The organism is Flavobacterium circumlabens, from assembly GCF_004345565.1.
GTDB lineage: Bacteria > Bacteroidota > Bacteroidia > Flavobacteriales > Flavobacteriaceae > Flavobacterium > Flavobacterium circumlabens.
In genome coordinates this window covers 195,689-218,397 of the sequence record NZ_SLWA01000009.1, presented here as the reverse complement: position 1 = coordinate 218,397, position 22,709 = coordinate 195,689, and the positions used below count along the sequence as shown (strand labels likewise).

Annotated in this window: 10 protein-coding genes; all 10 read right to left on the bottom strand. The window is 34.7% G+C overall.

Annotated elements, in window-relative coordinates:
* Positions 1–68 precede the first annotated feature (68 nt).
* On the bottom strand, positions 69–4,067 hold the full coding sequence (locus EV142_RS19815) for a hybrid sensor histidine kinase/response regulator transcription factor (RefSeq protein WP_132037580.1): 3,999 nt from the start codon (positions 4,065–4,067) through the stop codon (positions 69–71).
* 360 nt (positions 4,068–4,427) lie between these two features.
* Complete coding sequence (locus EV142_RS19810; protein WP_132037579.1) at positions 4,428–5,351, bottom strand: glycoside hydrolase family 16 protein; 924 nt, start codon at positions 5,349–5,351, stop codon at positions 4,428–4,430.
* 49 nt (positions 5,352–5,400) lie between these two features.
* Positions 5,401–6,792, bottom strand: coding sequence for an endo-1,4-beta-xylanase (locus EV142_RS19805; RefSeq protein ID WP_132037578.1), 1,392 nt, complete (start codon positions 6,790–6,792; stop codon positions 5,401–5,403).
* A 135-nt stretch (positions 6,793–6,927) separates the two neighbouring features.
* Positions 6,928–8,037, bottom strand: coding sequence for a hypothetical protein (locus EV142_RS19800; RefSeq protein WP_132037577.1), 1,110 nt, complete (start codon positions 8,035–8,037; stop codon positions 6,928–6,930).
* Between the two features lie 10 nt (positions 8,038–8,047).
* Positions 8,048–9,571, bottom strand: a complete 1,524-nt coding sequence (locus EV142_RS19795; RefSeq protein WP_132037576.1) for a RagB/SusD family nutrient uptake outer membrane protein — start codon at positions 9,569–9,571, stop codon at positions 8,048–8,050.
* Positions 9,572–9,632: 61 nt separating this feature from the next.
* Complete coding sequence (locus EV142_RS19790) at positions 9,633–12,731, bottom strand: SusC/RagA family TonB-linked outer membrane protein (protein ID WP_132037575.1); 3,099 nt, start codon at positions 12,729–12,731, stop codon at positions 9,633–9,635.
* Between the two features lie 486 nt (positions 12,732–13,217).
* Positions 13,218–17,378: a hybrid sensor histidine kinase/response regulator transcription factor gene (locus EV142_RS19785; RefSeq protein ID WP_132037574.1), complete on the bottom strand. Its 4,161-nt coding sequence runs from the start codon at positions 17,376–17,378 to the stop codon at positions 13,218–13,220.
* A gap of 245 nt (positions 17,379–17,623) precedes the next feature.
* Positions 17,624–19,927: a beta-glucosidase BglX gene (gene bglX, locus EV142_RS19780; protein WP_132037573.1), complete on the bottom strand. Its 2,304-nt coding sequence runs from the start codon at positions 19,925–19,927 to the stop codon at positions 17,624–17,626.
* A 296-nt stretch (positions 19,928–20,223) separates the two neighbouring features.
* Positions 20,224–21,129 carry a carbohydrate kinase family protein gene (locus tag EV142_RS19775; RefSeq protein WP_132037572.1) on the bottom strand — a complete coding sequence of 302 codons (906 nt, stop codon included), beginning with the start codon at positions 21,127–21,129 and terminating at the stop codon, positions 20,224–20,226.
* 23 nt (positions 21,130–21,152) lie between these two features.
* Entirely contained in the window at positions 21,153–22,709 is a 1,557-nt protein-coding gene (locus tag EV142_RS19770; RefSeq protein ID WP_132037571.1) for a glycoside hydrolase family 32 protein, read from the bottom strand.

Here is a 22,709-nt window from a genome sequence, read left to right as displayed (position 1 = left end):
GTAATCAATTACAAAACACACATAATCAACGTGTTAAAAAAATAATTAATTTATTATATTGAAACATTTTACTCCCTGCTCTGGCTGGGTGTTTTACCAAAAGTGTCATGAAAGCATTTGGTAAAATAAGAAATACTATTAAAACCTACCTGATCAGATACATCTGCAATTGTCAGTTTTTTATCCAATAATAATTCGGCTGCTTTTTTAAGCCGGATAGTACGAATAAAATTTGTGGGAGAATGATCTGTAAGGGCCATAAGTTTTCGATATAAACCAGTACGGTCCATATTCATATCCTCACTGAACTTTTCTACTGTATAATCAGAATTCGACAAATTATCTAAGACACACTTAAAAGTGCGTTTTAAAAACTCCTGATCAACCGGATTATCTGTTAAGGCATCAATTTGCACTTCCTTTTTATTAATGAACGTTTTTCGTCTGGCCTCGTTTATCTCCAATAGTTTATCAATTCGAAGCACCAGCAAATTAATATCAAAGGGCTTTACCATATAAGCATCGACTCCGGCCTTATAACCTTCAAATCGGGCCTCATCAGAGGTTCTTCCCGTTAGCATAATAATAGGAATGTGACTCACGGCAATGGTATTTCGAACCGATTGACTTAATTGCGGGCCATCCATTTGGGGCATGATCATATCTGTTACTATAAGATCCGGAACATGCATTATTGCTTTCTTTAAACCTTCTTCTCCATTATTGGCTGTGATCACATTATAATACTTTTTCAATTCAGCCAGTAGATAACCTCTAAAAATAATGTGATCCTCAACAATAAGTATATTTTTTTTTGTTGATTCTTCCCCTTCTTTAAAAGAGGACACATCGGTTTCTTTACCAACGGATAAGAGTACCTTAAAACAAGTTCCCTGCCCCGGATAACTGGTTACCCTGACCCACCCGCCATGCATTGTTGCGTAATATTTTACCATGTACAGGCCTATACCGCTGCCGGAGGATCCCCCATTTTGATTGTCTGCCTGATAAAAACGATTAAAAATAGTATCTATTTCTATTGTAGAAATTCCGATTCCTGAATCTTCAACCAAAATTATCAGAACTTTATCCTTACTATCAATTACGGCTGAGCATTTAACTGTACCCCCTGAACCGGTAAATTTAAAGGCGTTAGAGAGCAGGTTAATTACTATTCTGGTAATTTTTTGCCTGTCCAGATACAAATCATCGTTTTGCGGGTCGATATCCCAGTTAAAGTCAATTTCTTTTTCTTCTGCTATTGGCTCATAGGCTTTACACAATTCACTGATAAAGGAAAGATTATCATAAAAATTGCGATGTAATATTTCTTCTCCTGTATCAATCTTTTTAAAATCAAGCAACTGATTGACAGTATCTAATAAAAGGTCGCTGCTGGAGCTGATTTGCAGGAGTTCTTTTTTTATTTTCTGATCTTCCACTCTTGCAAGCAGCGATTTTAAAGGTGTTATAATAAGTGTGAGAGGCGTACGCAACTCATGACTCATATTGGTTATAAAATCCGACTTTGCTCTCTCTATAGCATAATCTTGTTGCTTTTTGCGAATTGACGTATTATGCTTTATAATAGCCTTAGAAATTAAAGCAATCCCCACACACAATAATACCAAATAAAGTACTTTGGCAAGAATCGTATTCCATATAGGGGGCTCGATGATAATTAAAAGATTTTTGACTCTGCCGGGCCAGTGCAGACCGTCGGAACTGGCCTGCACCATAAAAATATACTGGCCGGGAGCTATATTGGTATAACTGGCTTCACCTACTCCGGGGGCAGAATTCTCCCTGCGCCAATTCCTATCAATATGCTCGAGTTTATATCTGAAATAAGTGTGTGACTCATTGATATAATTGAGTCCGGAAAAACCAATGCTGAAAAAGTTTTGATCATGTTTCAGCCTTAAGGTATCGGTTGATGTTATAGCATTTTTTAAAACAATCTCTTTGTTTATTTCCTGACCACTTGTCACGTTTTTGCCAAACAATTTGAAGCTAAATAAAATTGGATTAAGAGCATATTGATTTTCTCTGGCATCATTTCTTTTTAGATTATTCATACCGTCTATTCCCCCGATAAACAATCCGTTTTTTGAAGAAATAAGCGCAGCGCGATCAGTAAATGGATATTCCAGCACTCCGGTAAATTTATCATAATTTATGATTCTAAAAGTAAGTCCGCTTGCTGCTCTTTTTGTAATAATATGACTTACACCACGTGAGGTGGTAACCCAAAACGAACGATCTATATCTTCCACTATCGCCTTAATACTATTGTTTACTAAACCTTTATCGGTATTTAATTCATATAACTTTTGATTTTTGTGATCCCAAATGGTCAGGCCATTATAAGTCCCTAACCATAAATCTTGGTTAGAGTCAGATAAAAGACAACTGTATTTATGGTTCTTTTGACTGAACATCGCCATTCTTTTATGCCCTTTTGCTAAAGGCATGATAATTTTATCACCCGCGATATTCATCATAAAAGGACCATTATCAGAAATGCCAATCAATTGGTGATTCCACTGAGTGATTTGAAATACATCAGCAGGAGAATTAATCAAAAAGGACATACCAAAAGACTCCAAAGACTTATTCCACTTGAAAATTCCAGTGTCAGTACAGACCAATATTTCGCCTGGACTGGTTTGGTATACACAACTGGTGGATTGTTTTGTATATTGTTTTATAAAGCCATTTGAACCACATACATACAGTCCTTTATTGGTCGAAATCCATATTTGACCTGTAGAATCTTTTAACAGAGAATGGCAATGCAAATCAGAGAGTAAAACCTTGAATGACTTTGTGTGATTGAGAGGAAGTTCGGCTATATAGAGCCCTTGATTGGTACCGATCAGTAATTTCCCATCACCAGTTTCTTCAAAACAATTTATCTGAAATTCGTCATTGTCTTTTAAGTTGAAATTGCTTTTTTGATAATATTTAAAACGAGAACGATCCTGATGATGATAATAAATCCCCTTATTTAATGTCCCTATCCAAAGCCCTCCCTGATAATCAAATAAAACAGTACTTACTTCGGTTTTTATTTTGTTTTTTTCTGTTAAATTTAACTCCGGATAAAAACTTCCAAAGGTACTGCCACATCTAAAGTACCAAAGCCCTTTGCTGCAGCTAATGAAAAAATCCCCATTCTTATTTGCTGCAAAGGTGTTAAGCCAATAGGTGTGGGTTTGTAATAAGACTATTGACTGCCTGGTCTGAGTATCATACCGAATCAATTGTCCTTTTCTCATTCCGGACCTTACGACATACAGATATTTACCTACTACCGTGGTGTGATTCCAATCATTAAAATCACCCAAATCATCCCTGACAATAAATAGTTTATAAATTTCTTTTGAGGTCAAGCGGTCAAAGCAACGGATTAATCCTGATTTGTAAATTAAATATACTTTCTGCTGATCCGTAACAAGATCGTAAAGTAGTTCCTCCGGGCTTCCCTTTATAAAAATTCTTTTTAAAAAGCAGGCTACCTTTTTTGAATCCTGCTGGTAACAAAGCAGTGCACCTAAATCATTTACTACCCATATATCTTTTTTTTCATCAACAAATAAATCAACCGGAGTGCCTTTAAATCCTAAAAAATGCAGGATTTTAATCGGATCGGCTTCACTCTTTTCCTTAGAGACATTAATCAGGCTGATTTTCCCTTTATACTTAAACCAAATGCGATTGTTTTCTACGTAACTGTGATGAAATCCCTTGTATGATATAAGAGGGGCAGAATTATCATCGTCAATTTGTATTGTCTTAAAATCTGCTCCATCGTATAAGTTCAGCATTCCCTCGGTAAAAACACCTATTCTGCCATCCGGGAGTTCAATAAAATTCCTGATTTTCTCTTCATTGAGCTGGTGCCTGTTTTCAATTGGAGAGAATAGAAGGTCTTGTGAAAAAACGTTACTGCTAAAAGAAAAAAAAATGGTGCAGAGAAAAAAACACCCATGCACAGAGAGTTTCAAAATGCCGTTTTCCTTTTTCAGACCCTGCCGCAAAAATTTAAATAATAATTTAGTCATTTATTCGAAGTTCGTATCTATTAAAAAAAATAGAAATATGAAGTTGTAAATATACTCTCTAATTTAATAATGCTATTATAGATCAGATGAACAGCAATTCTTTATAGATGAATAATTAAAAATAAATTATAATAATCAGGTAGGGGTTCTGTAGCATCTAAAAAAAAGAATTATATTCCAGAATATGACCATAACAAGAGATAAAATGGAGATTAAACATTAATATATAAAAGAGGCTGTTCCTTTACGGAAAGCCTCTTTTTTAAAGTTGTATTTTGAAGAATTGAATTCGAACCATCAGTGCTGGCAACAACACAAATATTTATAATTTTTTCGAAATCTGCTTCCTCCGTTTATCAATTAGATTGGTCTTTTGTAAACGGTAACATCATCTACCCACATCATTACAGATGAAAATAAGTTAATCTTATTAGGGTCTATAAAATTGGAATCTTTTGATCCAACATTTAGATTAAATATAATCGAGTGTGGTCCGAAATTATTTAAATTAAGATTTGCTGCACTACTATTGGTATACGTTGAAACCGTTACATTATCTACCTTTATAGTTACGGTTACGACATTGTCTTTCATTTTCCAAAAGGATTCATATAAATGCCATCCACCATTTCCGTTTATATCAAAATTACCCGGATAGTTTCTCTCGGCAGAATTCCCTATAAGGTTTGTTCCGCTGGAAGTTCCATAGAAAAGATTTGAAGTAAAACGACTGGCATTAGGCGCAAAAGAGTACCCTTCCATGATGTCAATTTCTCCTTTGGTTGGCCAGGCATTTTGCTGCACAGACCAGAAGGCAGGCCAGGCGCCGTAAGTTTGTGTGAAAGATTTGTAAGTTCCGCCATCCATCGCTACTAGTTTAATATTGGCGGAAAGCATATACTCTGTATTATTTTCAGGCTTATATTGATAATTAGAAGAAATGAATCCGGATTGATATTTGTACGTGCTCAATTTTGTTGTCTTGATTTCCAAACATTGTTTTCCATCTCTCCATTGTGTAGTTGGCACTGAACTGGCATAGTCGCAATACCACGAATTATAATCTGCTCGTTGTTCTTTTGTCCATTGTGACAGATTAGAACCTACATTGAATGTATCTTCAAATTGTTTCACCCAGGGTGCACCGGCTATTTTACCTGTACTTTTAGAGTTGTTTACACTTGCCAATTGGTCTTCTGCCAATACAGGACTTGTATTATCTGAGCAGGATGCAAATCCCAAAACACATGATAATGCTAATGATAATAAATTTAATTTTTTCATAATTTTTTGTGGTTAATTAATAGTATAGTAAAGTAATATGCTTTAAAATTTAATCTAAACCTTCGAGAAATCCGGTATGCGAACTTTTGACAGCAAAATTGGAGTCATACAATAAAGGCCAGTCATTTCCAACATGGTTCAGATCTGTACTATATGGAATCCAGGATTCATTATCCTTCATTCCCCAAATCGTTAAAGCGTATTTATTTGCTGCGGGAAGTGCATTATAGATTTTTACGATTTCCTTGTATTTTTCTTTTTGAGCTAACCTTCTTTCATTTGTAAATGTAGAGATGTCATTAAATTGATTGACTTGAATGTCTAATTCTGAAACATGGATTTTCAGCCCCTTTGAGACCGCTCTGTTAATATCTGTTTCAATTTGAGTTTTTGTCGGGCTTAAATAAGTATTATGCATTTGGAAACCAACACCATCAATAAGTTTACTTACTTTTAAATCATCTATAATGCTAAAAACCTTGTCTTGTTTTGGGATATTGGTAGACGTTGCATAATCATTATAAAACAGTAATAAATTTGTATCACCTGCTGCATTTGCTGCATTTCTCGCCCATTGAAAACAATCTTTTACATAATTAGGTCCCATTCGTCTAAGAAAAATAGTATTTCTCATGTTCCCGCCATTATCATCTACAGCTTCATTAACCACATCCCATGATTTTACTTTTCCTGCATAATGCGTTACAACATCCGTAATGTATTTTTTTACTTCTGCGGCAAATTCAGTATCAGTACCTGAAAAATCTGTTAACCATTTTGGTACTGAGTTATGCCATACTAAAGCGTGACCGTGAACATTGATACCATTTGAATTTCCGTAAGCAACAATTTTATCTGCCACTGTCCAGTTATAAACACCGCTTGCAGTAGAAATCTGATCCATTTTCATTTCATATTCGGCAGAAATACTGCTAAATTCATTTTTCAAAATGATATCATAGGGGCTTCCGCTGGTTAATTGTGAGGCCTTTATTGCCATACCAACAAAAAATGGATTTGCTGTCTTATTGACTTTTACTTTTAAAAAAGCAGGATCTTCAGGAATACCACTGGAACCAGTAGTTACAGCACTAATCACATTTGAATAACCCGAAGTTTGCGTCTCTGATTTGGCTCTAATTCTGTAATAATACTGCGTACCTCCTGTTAAACCCACTACAATTTCATTTAAATCAGTTACTTCTTTTGAATTGTAATTGGGCACAAATGCTGTAAAATTTTCGGTTGTAGAAACATCCAAAAGATAGCTTTTAGAATTGGAAACATAATTCCATTTAGCTTTAAAACCATTGTCATTGACATCTTTTGGTGCATTTGCAATAGGTGTTTCTAAAGTTTCAACAGTTTCATTGTCATCTTTAGAACAGGCATTTAAAAAAAAGAAGAGACTGCTGAGCACTAGTAAAAATTTAATTTTCATACTGTTTTTTATTATAGAATATCCTGGAAATACTCTTATTATACTTTATTTATTATTTATGATGTAATTTACTTTGATAAAAGAGGCTGCTTTGATGGCAACCTCTTTTTTAGTTAAAGTGCATACAATCCTCAATTATTGGTAACGAATTTTAATATTGTCAAATTTTATTACGCTGGGATTTGGCGTATCACTCTGTACAATTCCTACCTTAATTTCGGTAACTTTAGACGCATCTATTGTACTGGCAGTATTTGCTCCGAACCCGTAATTATCTTTAAAATCAGCTAAGGATATGGTTTTTGTTTTCCAATTTACATCGGTTACTTTAAAATTATAACCATAGTCTTTACCATCAATAGTGTTCAATTGTATGGCGAATTGAGCGCCTATTACGTTGGCACTTACATCCATATCTATAAAAGTTCTAGTTGCATCTTTACTCGATGCATTTAGAAAACCAGCACCTGTACCGGCGCTGCTTCCGTTATAACCGTTGGCAGTTGAACCAGACCAGGTAAGTGCTGCATAATTACCTGTTGGACCACCTGTAGTATTTGCGTTAAAACTATCGATATCGCCATAAGCGTTCCAGCTTGTTCTGACACCGTTTCCGTCAAAATCAGATACAAGAACTAGTGTGGCAAAATTTATTGTTCTTTTTGCCATACCTCCCGGTGTAGTGATTGTTAATTCTGATCCTGAAACTGCATCTGCAGGTAAACCGATAATAATTGAAGAAGATGATTTTAGCGTATAATTTAGTGCTTTTCCTCCTAAAGTTACCGAAGAAATATTATAAAACCAGGTGCCTTCAATTTCCAGCGGAAATCCCGGAGTTGCTACCGCCGGAATTGTTTTTACAATAGTAGGAGTAGGTTGTAAAATCTCAATTTCTTTTGTGAACGAACCGGCAGCAGTTTCAAATGTAATAGGTTGTACACCAAATCTGCTTCCTAGTTTTTCGTCGAAAGGAATCGTAAAAATAAACGCTTTATCTGAATTATGATTAGGATTAAAACTGATATTAATTTTGTTATCCAGCGTAATCTTTTTTAATCCCGCTAAACCTTCACCTTCGACTCTGACTTTATTTAACGGAAAAGCCTGATTAAGTAAATCTCCGGGTTCAGCAACCATTGCATCTATAGTTGCAGCAGCACTATTATTATCGTCATTTTGGCAAGCTGTAAAAGAAACAAATGCCAAAAGAATTAAAATCCTATATTTTATTTTATTGATCATAGTATAAAAATTAATTGAAGTTAAAAGGAACCGGCGCTTCTAATAATGATGGATTAGTATCAATAGCAGATTGAGGTAATGGCAATTCAAAATAATTATTGCCAGGGGTTATCTTTCTGGAAACCAATTCAGTTCTGGCATCATCAGAATAAAAACCAACTTCCTGCTGTGAAATAATTGCTGTCGCTTCAGCGAGACCTCGGCGTTTTAAATCAAAAAAATACTGTCCTTCAAGTGCAAATTCAACTCTTCTTTCGTTAAACAAATCCTCTCTGGTAAGTATCGTTTTAGCGGGTAATCCGGCTCTTGATCTCACTTCATTAAAAGCGCTTAAAGCAGCTGCCGATGTAGTAGAACCTGCTCCGGCCAAAATCGCTTCGGCATGCATTAATAAAACATCAGAATATCGTAATATAATCGTGTTTTGTGATGTTCTCATAAAAAACACATCGTTTCTTTCGGCTGCAGAACCTACAATGTATTTTCTGAAATTAGCTCCGGTAGAAGAGAGAATTTTTTTGTACGTGAAACCACCCTGATTCTTTAATAATTCAGGATAAAAGTCACCATCTGTCATAATCGTGTTCTTTTTTCTGGTATCCTTGGGGTCAAATCCAGCTTGTAGCGAGATAGAAGGCAGATAAACTCCCCAGCCGTCGCCGCCACCGGTTATTCCTGTACCTCCCGGAACTATATAGGCCTGGTTTGTATTTTGTGTTCCCCATTCGGTAGCAATCGCTTTCCATTGTAGGGCAAACATACTCTCTGCACTATTATTATTTTCAGGGCTGCTAAATAAGTTCCCGTATTCTTGTATTAAATTATATTGATTTCCAATAATTTGCTGGGTTAAAGCAGCACTTTCTCCGTATTCATTTAAGGTTAAATGCACTTTTGCAAGAATACCCATAGCGACAAATTTAGTAACATACCCTTTTTTTACTGATTTTTCAGGTAGATTTTGAACGGCATATTCCAAATCCTGTTTTATGAATTTATAAATATCCGAAACGAGATTCCTTTTTGGCTGTGCAGCAGAACCAGCTTTGCTAATAATAGGTACAGCACCAAACGTTCTCACGAGATAGAAATAGGCATTGGCTCTCATAAATCTGGATATTGCTATAGCATTTTTATAAGAGGCTTCAGGCAATTCGCTTTTTCTCTCTTCAACCAAACTCATTAAATTATTGGATTGATCGACAACCGAAAATAACGAAACGTATCCTTCTGTCAGAATTGGGTTTTGCGAGGTTACCTGGGCGTCTTTAAATTGTGCATAGGCACCATCAAATGAAAAAGCATTTCCCGCATACATATCTCCTACAGCAATCAGGAATTTATCATTAAAAGTAAACCACGGCTTAAAGTATAAACTCTCTGCGATTCCGTCAAAAGCGGTAACGCCTTCGGGTAAGTCTGCCGGAGTTAATTGGTTTTCAGATGGTGCATCCAAAAAATCATCTGAACAGGAAAATAAAGACAGTAATGGTATTAGCATTCCCATCATAAAAAGTTTAAAAAGTTTTTTCATAACTATTTTTTTTATGTTAACGATTATGCATCATTAAGTTAAATGTATTTTTTTATCAATTTTAGAATTCTAAATTCACTCCCATAGAAATTGTTCTTGGTACTGGATAGCGCCCTAAATCAATACCGCTCAGGGTTATATTTTGATCTAAATTTCCAAGGGCAGGATCAAAACCGGAGTATTTAGTAAACGTGTATAAATTTTGAACATTGGCATATATTCTTACTTTAGAGAAAATAGATTTTTCGAATATCTTTTCTGGTAAATCATAGCTCAATGAAACATTCTGAATTCTTAAATAAGAGCCATCTTCTACAAATCGATTTGAAATTCTGCCATTACCGTTTGGATCATTAAGTGTAATTCGGGGTACGTCTGTATTTTCGTTTACTCCAGGTTCAAAAGCACTTAATGCCTCAGTACTAACATTTCCAAAACGATCTCCAAATCCCGGATAAATGCCATCCGTATAATGACGCGTAAAGTTGTAGATCTGGTTGCCCTGACTTCCTGTTAAAACAACAGATAAACTGATATTTTTGTATTTAAAATTATTGGTAAATGCATAAGTAAAATCAGGAATTGCATCTCCTATGGCTGTTTGATCTTTACTATCGATTTTACCATCACTGTTAAGATCTTTAAAACGAATATCTCCAATTCCTGTTCCTGTTTCCTGAGTTGGCCCTGCAGCTAATTCGGCAGCATTTTTAAATAATCCATCAGTAACATATCCATAAAATTGTCCTACCGGCTGTCCTTCTGTAGTTCTGGTAACGTTATATAAATCGAATTGTACTTTTCCTAACAAAGATTTGCCCTGACCCTGAAAACTTGTCAGTTCATTATTGTATTTAGATAAAATAATTGTACTGTCCCATGTAAAATTTTCGGTCACAATATTTCTTGTATTCAATGTAAATTCGACTCCTTTAGTGACAATCTCGCCTGTGTTCAGGTAGTAATTAAGTGCACTTTGATTGGATTCATCGTTGATTTGTTTGGTCAGGAAATCGGAAGAATTTTTAACATAATAATCAAAATCTATTTTTACTCTGTTATTAAATAATCCTAATTCAAAACCAGCATTGAAAGATTTAAGGGATTCCCATTTAATATCCGGATTACCTAAATTATCAATTGTTGGCGATACACCTCCAAAGGGCGATGAAAGTAACGACAGAATGGTTTGATATCTGTTTGCCGGAATATTTTGATTTCCAACAAGACCGTAACCGGCTCTAAACTTTAAATAATTTACAGTATTGGATAAAGGCTCAAAGAACTTTTCGTTACTTACTGTCCATCCTCCTGAGAATGACGGGAAATATCCCCATTTGTTATTAGGTCCAAAATTTGACGAAGCATCAGCTCTTAAAGAAGCTGAAAAAGAATATCGATCAGAAAAGCTATAGTTCAATCTCGAAATATAAGATGCCATCGACCATCTGCCAGAACCATTACCGTTAAGTGCAGTATCAATATCACCTATGTTTAAGTTCGTAAAATCCTTATTGAAAAACTCACCCGTTCTGTAACCGCTTAAATATTCATAACGACTTTCCTGAGCTTCCTGTCCTAATAAGAAAGTAAAAGTGTGTTTTTCATTCAGCGTTTTATTATAAGTCAGATAGTTTTTAATATTCCAATAATAACTTTGATCCTGCTGTTTGAAAGATTTGTTTAAAAGTTCAGACACATTTCCTAAAGTATATTTTGGTACGAAGGTGCTGCTTTTTGAAAAATTCAGGTCATAGCCTAATTCAGATCTAAAAACCAATCCTTTGATAATCGTAAAATCAGCAAATAAATTACCATTAATTTTAAATCTTTCCGTAGTTGAATTATTGTATTCCGACAAAGCTATTGGGTTCGTTGCTTCATTTGCCGAAGATCCTAAGCCACTTGTTGGTCCTGCAAAAGAACCATCGGCGTATCTAACCGGTAATTCCGGTGATTGTCTTAAGGTGTTCATCACTAAACCACCTCTGTCATCGTTTCTTACTACTTGTTGAGACGACTTACTTACAGATAAATTATTACCAATCTTAAGCCAGGATTTAACATTAGAATCTACATTTAATCGCATCGATAATCTGTTGAAATCTGAGTTTAGAACAATTCCTTCCTGATCAAAATAATTTAAAGAGGTATAAAACCGTGTTCCTTCTTTTTCACCGGAGAATGACAGCTGATGGTTGTACATTGTAGCGGTTCTAAAAAGTTCATCCTGCCAGTTTGTTCCATTACCTAATAAATTAGGCTTTTGATATTGATACGGAACAGGCTCACCGTTTAATTTGAAAATTTTTGCCTGATAAGCAGCATATTGTGGTAAGTTTAAAACATCAACGGTATTTGTTACCTGCTGAGTTCCTAAATAGGTTTCATAGGTAAACTTTGATTTTCCTTTTTTTCCTTTTTTGGTTGTAATCAAAACAACACCATTGGCTCCATTGGCTCCATATATAGCCGTTGCTGAGGCATCTTTTAAAATATCTATCGTTTCGATATCCGAAATATTCAGACCGGACAAAGCTGAATTTTTAGTTTGTCCGCTTCCTCCGCCTAATGCGCTGAATGAAAAAGAGTCGTTGTTTTTATCAGCAAAAACGGGTGTTCCGTCAATAACATATAAGGGCTCATTACCGTTAATGGAAGTTATTCCTCTAATTTGAACAGAGATTCCACCTCCGGGAGTACCTGAGTTTTGAGTAACGTTTACACCTGCGGCCTTACCAACAAGGGCCTGATCGATAGAAGTAAACGGTTTGTCCTGAATTTCAGAAGCTTTAATAGAAGAAACAGCACCGTTTATATCTTTTCTTTTTGAAGTTCCGTATCCTATCACAACAACCTCATTTAATTTTTCAAGGTCATTGACCATGACCACCTGCATGACTGCTTTTGCGGGCAGTATTAAATTTTTATATCCTACATAACTAAAAAGCAATGAAGCTGTTGGTTCGACATTGTTTAAGACAAAACTGCCGTCGAAATCGGTAACTGTTGCGTTTTTTGTTCCTTGTACTGCTACACTAACACCCGGCAGACTGATTCCGCCAGATGTTACTTTACCTTTAACAGTTTGAGCAAAGAAAAAATTTCCCCACATACACACTATTAAACACAATAGTTTTTTTAATGTTCTTTTCTGCATAAAATTTGGTTTAGAGTTGAGTTAAATAATTAGTTGTTTTAGTTTGTAAAAAATATTGAACAGGTTGTTTTTTGTCTAGCTCATTGTCTAAGTTTTGATAAAAAAACTATTTCTTAAATATTTCTTAACGAAAGTAAAATCTAGAGCAGTCCAAGTGTAGAACAGATGAAGCAAATCATGCATCATTTGATGCAAAACAGCATTTCAACCCCTTGGATTTAATTAATAAGACATAAAAACTCTTAAACAACCAATGAAGTATTGGCAAAAAATTATACTTTAAAATATATTTTGCGAAATTATATTGTAGTATTTTTATTAAAATAATAAGTTTGAGCAAATTCAAAAAAAGCTTTTCAGAAAGACGCCAAACAAAAAAAGCCCTGATTTAAAATCGGGCTTTCTAAAATTATACGAGCCAATGGACTCTCTTATCTTTATTCTCTATTCTATACTCTTTATTCCATATTCCACATTCTATACTCTTTATTCTTTAGCTCCAGTTTCCTGTGTAGGCAGATGACCGTATTTAATTTTATAACATTTGGCAAAATAAGAAGGGGAAGTAAATCCTACTTTATAACTAATTTCATTGATATTAACCGTATTATTACCTTGCTCAAGCAATTGTTTTGCTTTTTCTAATCGTACATTTCTAATAAACTCATTTACTGAAACACCCGTTAGCGTTTTTATTTTTCGATACAATTGACTCCTGCTCAGGAAAACTTTAGAAGAAAGCAACTCCACACTTAAGTCAGATTCGCTCAGGTTTTCATTAATAAAATGAAGGATTTTCTGAATGAAATCATTGTCTAATGAAGTGGTTTTTTCTTTCCCGTCTTTTGTGATACCGGTATAAAACTTCTTAAACATTATTTGTCTGCTTGTAATAAGCTGTGCCAGACTGGATTTTAAAATATCCAATTCAAATGGTTTGCTCAAATACATATCCGCACCAGAGTCTATTCCTTCAATCCTGTCCTGTACCATTGCCTTTGCAGAGAGCATTAACAACGGAATATGACTTGTTTTTAAATCTCCTTTTATATTTTTACACAACTGCAATCCATCCATTACCGGCATAATAACATCTGTAATTATGATATCGGGCAATTTCTGAACGGCCAGTTCGTAACCTTTTTTACCGTTTTCGGCGGTAATAACTTTATATGATCTGCTCAATTCCGCTTTCAGATAATTTCGTAATTCAAGATTATCCTCGACAATCAAAACAGTATATGCTTTTGCTGTATCTGCTGTAATTTCTTTCGTTGGATCGCTTGTAAGCTCTTCATCATCTGCCTGATATTTATTCGATTCAAACAAAAACTTATTTTTATTTTTTTCTATTTCAAAAACCTCATTCACTACTTCATTTTCCTTATAAAAAGAGTTGCCCAGAGGAAATGTTACCATGAATTTTGTTCCTTCTCCAGGTGTACTTTCAACATCAATTTTTCCTTTATGAAGCTCAACAAATTCTTTAACAACCTCTAAGCCAATTCCGGTGCTGCCGTAGTAATCTTTGTTTAGGTTATTAACCTGATAAAATCTATCAAAAATTCTTTTCAAATCCTCTTTGTAGATTCCTGAACCTGTATCTGTAATTGTTATTGAAAAAGAAGGAACCTTACCTCCATTAATTATTAAGGAACTATTCTCATCTAATTTATCTATAGAAATAGCAATAAAACCATCATCGGGAGTGAATTTAAAAGCGTTTGAGATAATATTGAATATTATTTTTTCCAGCATTTTAGGATCTAGCCAATCTTCAAGCTCTTCAAGTTCTGATTCGAAATCAATAGTTATGTTTCTCGCGGCTGCTTCCTCATCAAAATAACCTATAATTTCTTTTACAAATGCGATCACTTCAATTTTTTTAACCTGAAGGAAAATTTTGTTGAACTCTAATTTATTAAAGTCCATAAGCTCATTGATAAGCCTTGAAAGCCTGTCTGAGCTCTTATGTACAGTTTTTAATTTATTATGTATTTCACGCGATACATTCTTACTTCTTAAAATATCTTCGAGAGGGTTAATAATTAAAGTTAGTGGTGTTCTGAATTCATGTGAAATATTAGTGAAAAACTGTAATTTTTTATTGTTTAACTTCTCTAACTGAATTGTTTTTTCCCGTTCTAAAATTATGGACTGTCTGGCTTTAAAACGATTTTGATAAATTTTGTTGAAATATATTATCAGGAAAACTAAAATTGAGGCGTATATTAAATAAGCCCAAATGGTTTTCCACCAGGGAGGAAGGATTTTTATTATTAGTTCTAACGGAACATTACTCCAGGAACCATCTGCATTGGCCGATTTTACTTTAAAAACATAATTACCGGGCTCCAGATTGGTGTAGGTAGCTGTTCTGTTATTGCCTACATAATTCCAGTCTTTCTCAAAACCTTCAAGATAATAGGCATATTGGTTTTTTTTAGAATAATTATAGCTTATCCCAACATATTCGATCGTAAAAACGGATTGTGCATGATTGAGAATAATTTCTTTAGTCTGTGAAATTACCTTGGTTAACGGCGAACCCTCTTTATTTGGTTTTACAGATCTATTAAATAATTTGAAATCACTAAAATACAACCTTGGCGCTTTTTCTGTTTTTTTAATCTCGTTCGGATTAAAATAGTTTACTCCTTCATAACCACCAAAATACAGTTCTCCATTTCCATCTTTAAAGACCGCATTATTATTAAAATCGTTATCAACAAGACCATCATCTTTATTGAAATTTGTGCTTTGTTTGTTTTTAAAATCGAGTTTTGTTAGCCCGGATCCACCGCTTATCCATAAAGATCCATTATTATCAGAAATTATCGCGCGGACTGATTTTTCTTCAAATCCTGGAAAATCATCATAATCAGAAAAGATCTTATTTTTTTTATTATAACTAAAAAGTCCTTCACCATCTGTACCTATCCATATTTTTTTATCGTTTGACTCATAAATTGATAAAATGGTCTGAATACCTTTATATTTCGTTTTATCCCTGAACATTTCATCCCGCATGTTTATCACACTAAAACCGGAATCGGCATTTAAGTGTACCTGATACAGCCCTAAAATTGTTCCCACCCATAAAATATTATCCGAATCAACAAAAACTTTACGAATAAATGCTTTGTCTAAAGCGTTATCTGCAAATGGTTTAGCATCACAATGAACAAATGTATTGTTCTTATTGTCAAAATAATGAAGTCCTTTTATGAAAGTTCCAATCCAGATTCGACCTCCGGAATCTTCAGAAAAACTAAAAATCCTATTCGATTTCAAGCCGGCTGTATTTGTCGTATTGTAGTTTTTGAATCTGGTAGTTCCATTTTTCAAAAAATAGATTCCACGGTCCCAGCTGCCTACCCAGATATTTTGTTTACTGTCTATGAATATAGTCTGAATATCAACAGCATCAAGACCGGAATAGTAACTTTGATTGTTTTTGTTAACATGGATATAGGTTTTAGCCGAAAGATTATAGATATCAAGTCCGCCGCCTTCATTGCTTATTAACAAATTGCCCTTTTTATCTTTTATAACTGATGTTACATAGCTTGTTTGCAGGGAATTATCATTATTAACAAGCGACTCAAGTGAATTAAATTTATTATTAGGCTTATCAAATACGCCAAGCCCTTTATTGAAATAACCTAGCCAAAGTCTTTTTTCCTTGTCTTCGTATAAGGACCAGACGGAATTCGACTTTAAACTAAAATTATTGTATTTGCTGTGCAGATATTTTTGAAGTACTTCTCCTTTATAATTTACTACTAATAATCCATCATTTTCGGTACCGCAAAGTATATAATCCTGACTGCTTTTTATAATAGATAAGATTTTATTTTTGGTAATAAAAAAATTCTCAAATTGATAGTTATCCGTTTCAGGTTTAATTTTTATCAGGCCATTTTCAGTCGTTCCCAGCCATAAATATCCAAATTTGTCTATAACAAGACTCTCTATATCATCTAATAAAGGTTCTCTTTTAAACTTATCCTTATAAACCTGCTTTACCTTTCCGTTTGCATCGATCTCTAAAAGTCCATAACTGGTTCCTAAATAAATAATTCCCTGCTTATTTTTTACGGAACATTTGATTAAAAAATTTGGTTTTTCCAAAAAATTGGAGTGTACCAGGGATGCTTTTAAAGTTTTTACATTTACTTTAAATAATCCAAAACCATAAGCTCCTAAAAGTATGTCGCCGTTGTTATCCTCAATAATTGTTTTTATAGTAATTGGCTGTTCATAACCTTTTACAATTGCATCCTGAATATTGATTTTAGTAAAATTATCCAGATCCCGATTGTATAAACATAAACCTTCATCTGTCCCAATCCATAAGTTATTTTTAGAATCAATAAAGGTTGCATAGATAAAGTTACTGTTTACTGAACCTGCTTTTTTATCATGTTTATATCCAAAATAATTTACCCCGTCATATCGATATAATCCTGCGCCGTTTGTACCTATCCAAATAAAACCATTTTGATCCTGAATTATAGAAGAAATAGCCCTTTTTGAAGTAGTTTCCTGTATGCTTCTAAATTGGTAGTTTTCAAATTTATCCTGAGAAAACAGACCATTTATAAGCCCAAAGCAGCATAGAAGAATATATTTGATATTTTTCATTTACATTTTAATATTTATCAATTCTATTTGAAATAAAATTTATAATTGATTTTTATTTAATCATATCTAAAACAATATTAATAAAACTAAACAGAACACTTATCTTTTTTATCCAGATTTACGATATTGCTAAAAACCTGAGTAGATTAATAACCTCATAAGGATTAATCGTACTCAGGCTGTAAATTGCTTAAAAATAAATGAAATCCCGAAGATTATCTTTTTGTTTTTAAGTTCATTATTATTTATTCTATCTCAAATTTACTGGTAAGACCTTCATTAGAATTCCAGCCAACCATAACATTAAACAGACCGGTCTCTGTCAAAAAATGCCCATTGTTGTTATAAAATCCAAGTTCCTTATCCGTTAAGGTAAACTGAACAGTTTTAGTTTCTCCTTTTTTTAATGTAATAAGTTCAAAACCTTTTAATTCCTTAACAGGTCTAACCACACTGGCAACAGCATCATTTACATACAATTGAACAACTTCTTTTCCATCAACATTTCCGGTATTGGTAACATCAACACTTAGTTCAATTTTTTCTCCTTTCCGGAAGGAGGTTTTTGCTAATTTCAGGTTTTTATATTCGAAAGAAGTATAGCTTAATCCGTAACCAAACGGATATAATGGTGTTTTTTCGACATCAATATAATGAGACCAAAAAGCGTTTTGGTCTTTATTGGCTGGTCGTCCGGTATTATACAAATTGTAATAGATTGGACATTGCCCAACATTTCTGGGGAATGACATTGTCAGCTTACCACTTGGGTTATAATCTCCGTACAAAACCTGGGCAATTGCATTGCCGGATTGGGTTCCTAACTGCCATGCTTCAACAATAGCAGGAATATTTTCCGCTGCCCACGGCAATGCCAGCGGACGCCCGTTATTTAAAACCAAAATAATATTAGGATTTACTTTGTAAACTTCCTCTAATAATTGCTGCTGATTCCCAGGCAGGCCTAATTCTGTTCTACTGCGTCCCTCACCACTTTGAAAACCAATTTCTCCTAAAACTATTACGACAACTTCTGCTTGTTTGGCTGCATTTTTAGCAGCTTCAAATCCGGAAAAATCGGTTGTATTAATTTTTACTTCATCAACAAATACTTGTTTATTTAAAGCCACATCAGTTCCTTTTTCATAAACTAACGTATTGTTTTTATAGTGCTGCATTCCTTCAAGAACCGACACTGCTGTATTATCATCAGCGGCAATTCTCCAACTTCCGAGCGGACTGGTTTTATCATTTGCCAAAGCACCAATTAAAGCGATTTTTAATCCTTCTTTTTTTAATGGCAACAGTTTTTCATTCCTCCCCTTCGGAAGAGTATTCTTCAATAGCACAATTGATTTTTTGGCCATATCCAGAACAGCGTCATTATTGGCCTTATTTCCAATACTTGATTTTTCACGGGCTTCATCACAATATTTGTATGGATTATCAAACAAACCTAATTCAAATTTTACTCTAAGAATTCTGCGAACAGCATCGTCGATCACACTTTCTTTTACCAATCCTTTTTTTACCAACTGAGCTAATTCTGTTACATAAACATTTGATTCCATATCCATGTCAGAACCGGCAATAGCGGCTTTTTGAGCTGCATCGGCTGCATCTGCTGCGTAACCGTGCGTGATCATTTCGGCTATAGAAGCCCAGTCAGAAACGACAAAACCATTAAATTTCCATGCTCCTTTTAAAATATCTCTTTGCAAAAAGCTATTTCCGGTTGCCGGAACTCCGTTTAATGTATTAAATGAATTCATGAAAGTACGAATTCCGGCATCGACTGCTGCTTTAAAAGGCGGTAATACAGTATTGTACAGCTTAGAATTACTCATATCGACACTATTGTATTCTCTGCCTGCTTCTACAAAACCGTAGGCTGCAAAATGTTTGGCACAAGCAATAATAGAGGTATTAGTACTTAAATTCTCTCCCTGAAATCCTTTAACACGGGCAGTAGCAATTTTGCTGCCCAGATAAGGATCTTCTCCGGCACCTTCCATTACTCGTCCCCATCTTGCATCATTAGAGATATCTACATTAGGCGCAAAAGTCCAGTTTAATCCGGAAGCAGAGGCTTCAACAGCAGCAATATGTGCCGAATTTTTAATGGCTTCCAAATCCCAGCTTGCGGCTTCTGCGAGCGGAATAGGGCTAAGAGTTTTATATCCGTGTATCACATCAAAACCAAAAAGTAACGGAATGCCAAGACGGGTTTCTTCAACTGTTATTTTTTGTACGGCTCTTACTTCTTTAACGCCTCGTACACTTAGCATAGAACCTACCAATCCTTTCTTTATATTATTGTATTTTTCTTCATTAGAACCTGATTCGGGTTTTGGACCTGTAACATCCCATGAACCATTGTATTGATTCATTTGCCCTACTTTTTCTTCTAATGTCATTTCTTTCATCAAGAGTGAAATCCGGTCTTCAATTGGTTTATTACTATCCAGGTGTTTTTTTGATTGAGCGTATCCGTTTCCAAACACAATTAGCATTAGAAATGCATAATTCTTAATTTTTCTTTTTATCATTTTTTTAGTTTTTTGTAGCGTTATTGAAAACATATAATAGAGAGTAGATTGTAACTTTTTATTATAATTTATTTTGTATAATATAATTTTACAAGCTTATTTACATGAAATCATTAAATTCCGAGGTTGTAAATGTAATTTTCCTGAATTCATTAGGGTAGAACATTTGAAGCATTATGTACGACAAATGGTGTATTTACATAAAAAAGCCCGATATCAAAAAATATCAGGCTTAACTTTTAAAAACATAACGACTCATTCAATTGAATACTATTGTTCCCTTTTTAGAACAAAAATTAATTTTTAATTCCAGACATTAATTTTTCAATTTGAGAATACGAAATCTCTGGATTGGCTCCAGGCGCTTCAGCTACTAATGCCCCCATTGCACAGGCAAAATCGATAGCGTATTGAGGTTCTTTTCCGGTAAGTAGTGATGTAATCAAAGCTGCCACAAACGAATCTCCTGCTCCTACTGTATCAGCAACCTGAATAGGATAGCCGCCGTTTTCATAGAGTTGACCTTCCCACATTAACAAAGCTCCATGCTTGCCTCTTGTGACGCACATAGCAGTGACTCCGGTTCTCTCCGCAATTAAGTTCATATTATCTTCCAAACTTTTAAAGGGAGACTTCATAGCTGCAGTGATTTCTAACAACTCCTCATCATTGAATTTAATGAAATTGGCAGCATTCATTAATTGCTCCAGCATTTCATAAGAATAATGTGGTTTTCTTAAATTAACATCAAAAACCTTATATACATTGACATTCAATAACTCTTCTAAAGCCAGCCTTGACACCTCATCCCTGCAGACTAAACTGCCATAAATTAAAACATCAGCTTCCACAACCTTTTTTTTAGCCTGATCATTTGAAACAATTTTATCCCAGGCCGCAGGATATGCAATTTCATAAGTTGCTGATCCACGATCATTTAAAGTAACATTGACCAAACCAGTTGGAAAATCGTCTGAGGTGACAATTGTATTTGTCTCAAGTCCTAAACTTTTTACCTGATCAATTATTGCTTTTCCATTTTCATCATTTCCCACGCAACTAATCATGGCCACCTCGCAGCCTATTGTTTTCATTCGCAAAGCCACATTTAATGGTGCCCCTCCAATCTTTTTTTCATTGGCAAAAACATCCCAAAGCACCTCTCCGTAGGCCACTGCCTTAAGGTTTTTTCCGTTATTCATTCTGAAATTATTTATTATTAATGTTATTCTGGTTGCGTAAGCTGAAGATTTGAAATCACAGTATTCTGTCCTTCTGCAATTAATCCCCATTTATTCTTGTCTCTTCCGTAAATACGGTTTGTAAGTGCTGTTTTGCCGTTAATGTAAATCACTACAACACTTCCTTCTGCAATTATTTCAATATTATATTTAACATTGGCCTGAAATTGAAAGGGTATTCCGGTAGTTTCCTGTGAAGCCGAATTGTACCCTATTACTTTGCCTTTAGCGATATCAAAAGCTATTTTATAGTAACTGCCCGAATCATTGGTATGAAAAACAATTCCTGCAGTACCCGAATTATTTGCTAAGGTAATTTCTGCTTTTATTTTGGCTTTTTTACCGATCGCTTTAAAAGTTACCATTGCTTTTTCTGCAGTACCTGACAAAGTATAATTTCCATTATTTGTTGTCACACTTCCTAAAGTCGCATCAACTTCTGCACTGCTGCTTTTCTTAGAAAATAAATCCACAACGGCTTTTGGCGATTGCATTCCTAAAGTACCATCCGTATTTTGTATCAATTCATGAATGACCATATTTCCTGCCCAATCTTTATTTCCAAGATCGTTCTCGGGAGTTTTTCTGGCATTCCATCCAAAAACATACCTTTTATTTCCATCAGAAGCTGTTTTTCCGGCATAAAAATATTCCCCGTCAATCCTGTCATTTTGTGGTGTTGTCCACGGGCCATTAATTGATGATGCCATTTTGTAATGTGTTCCTTTATTAGCACTCCAGTTTTCAGAAAAAATCAGATACCAATAATTACCCATTTTAAATATGTCGGCACATTCCATCATCAAATAATTTTCCTGAGGTGTTGTCGTATATATCGGGTTTTGAACCTCCCATATTCCTAAAGCCGGATCAGCACTTGTAAAATGCAATAAAACGGCTTTTCTTCCCGGTTCGGTCTGTGTACTGACAATCATGGAATATTTTTTCAATTCTTCATTATAAAACACATGAGGATCTCTGAAATCATAATTATAGTATCCTGCCGGTGCTGTAATTTTAAACGAAGGGATTTTTGTCCAGTTTTTTAAATCCGGGCTTGTTGCGCACAATACGCTCTCTCTGGCATTAGCTTGCAAAAAGGCAGGTAAATCATTATGCCCGGTGTAATAAAAATAATAAAGATTACCGACTTTTACAACTGATCCCGTGCCAACGGCAAAATCAGGATCAGTATTTTCGCCGTATGGAATAGTTTGCCCTTCGTAGGTAAAATGAGCTAAATCTGTACTTAAAAATTCATGAATATCATGAAAGCCTTTTCCGGCTGGTTTATTCTGTGCATCGTGAAGAAAGTAAATGTGAAATTTTCCATTTTCAAAGAATGGCATTATATCACCTGTAAATCCTGCACTGTAATACGGATCGTTTGCTCCCATCCATTGTGCCGGCGGCGCCGGAAAAACACTTGTTATTTCAGACTCCCCACCCGAAATTGAACCTCCGATATAATTTTCATCCTGACTACAGGAAAGAAGCGAAAAAAACAGGAGCGTTATCGTTATTATATTTTTATATTTCAT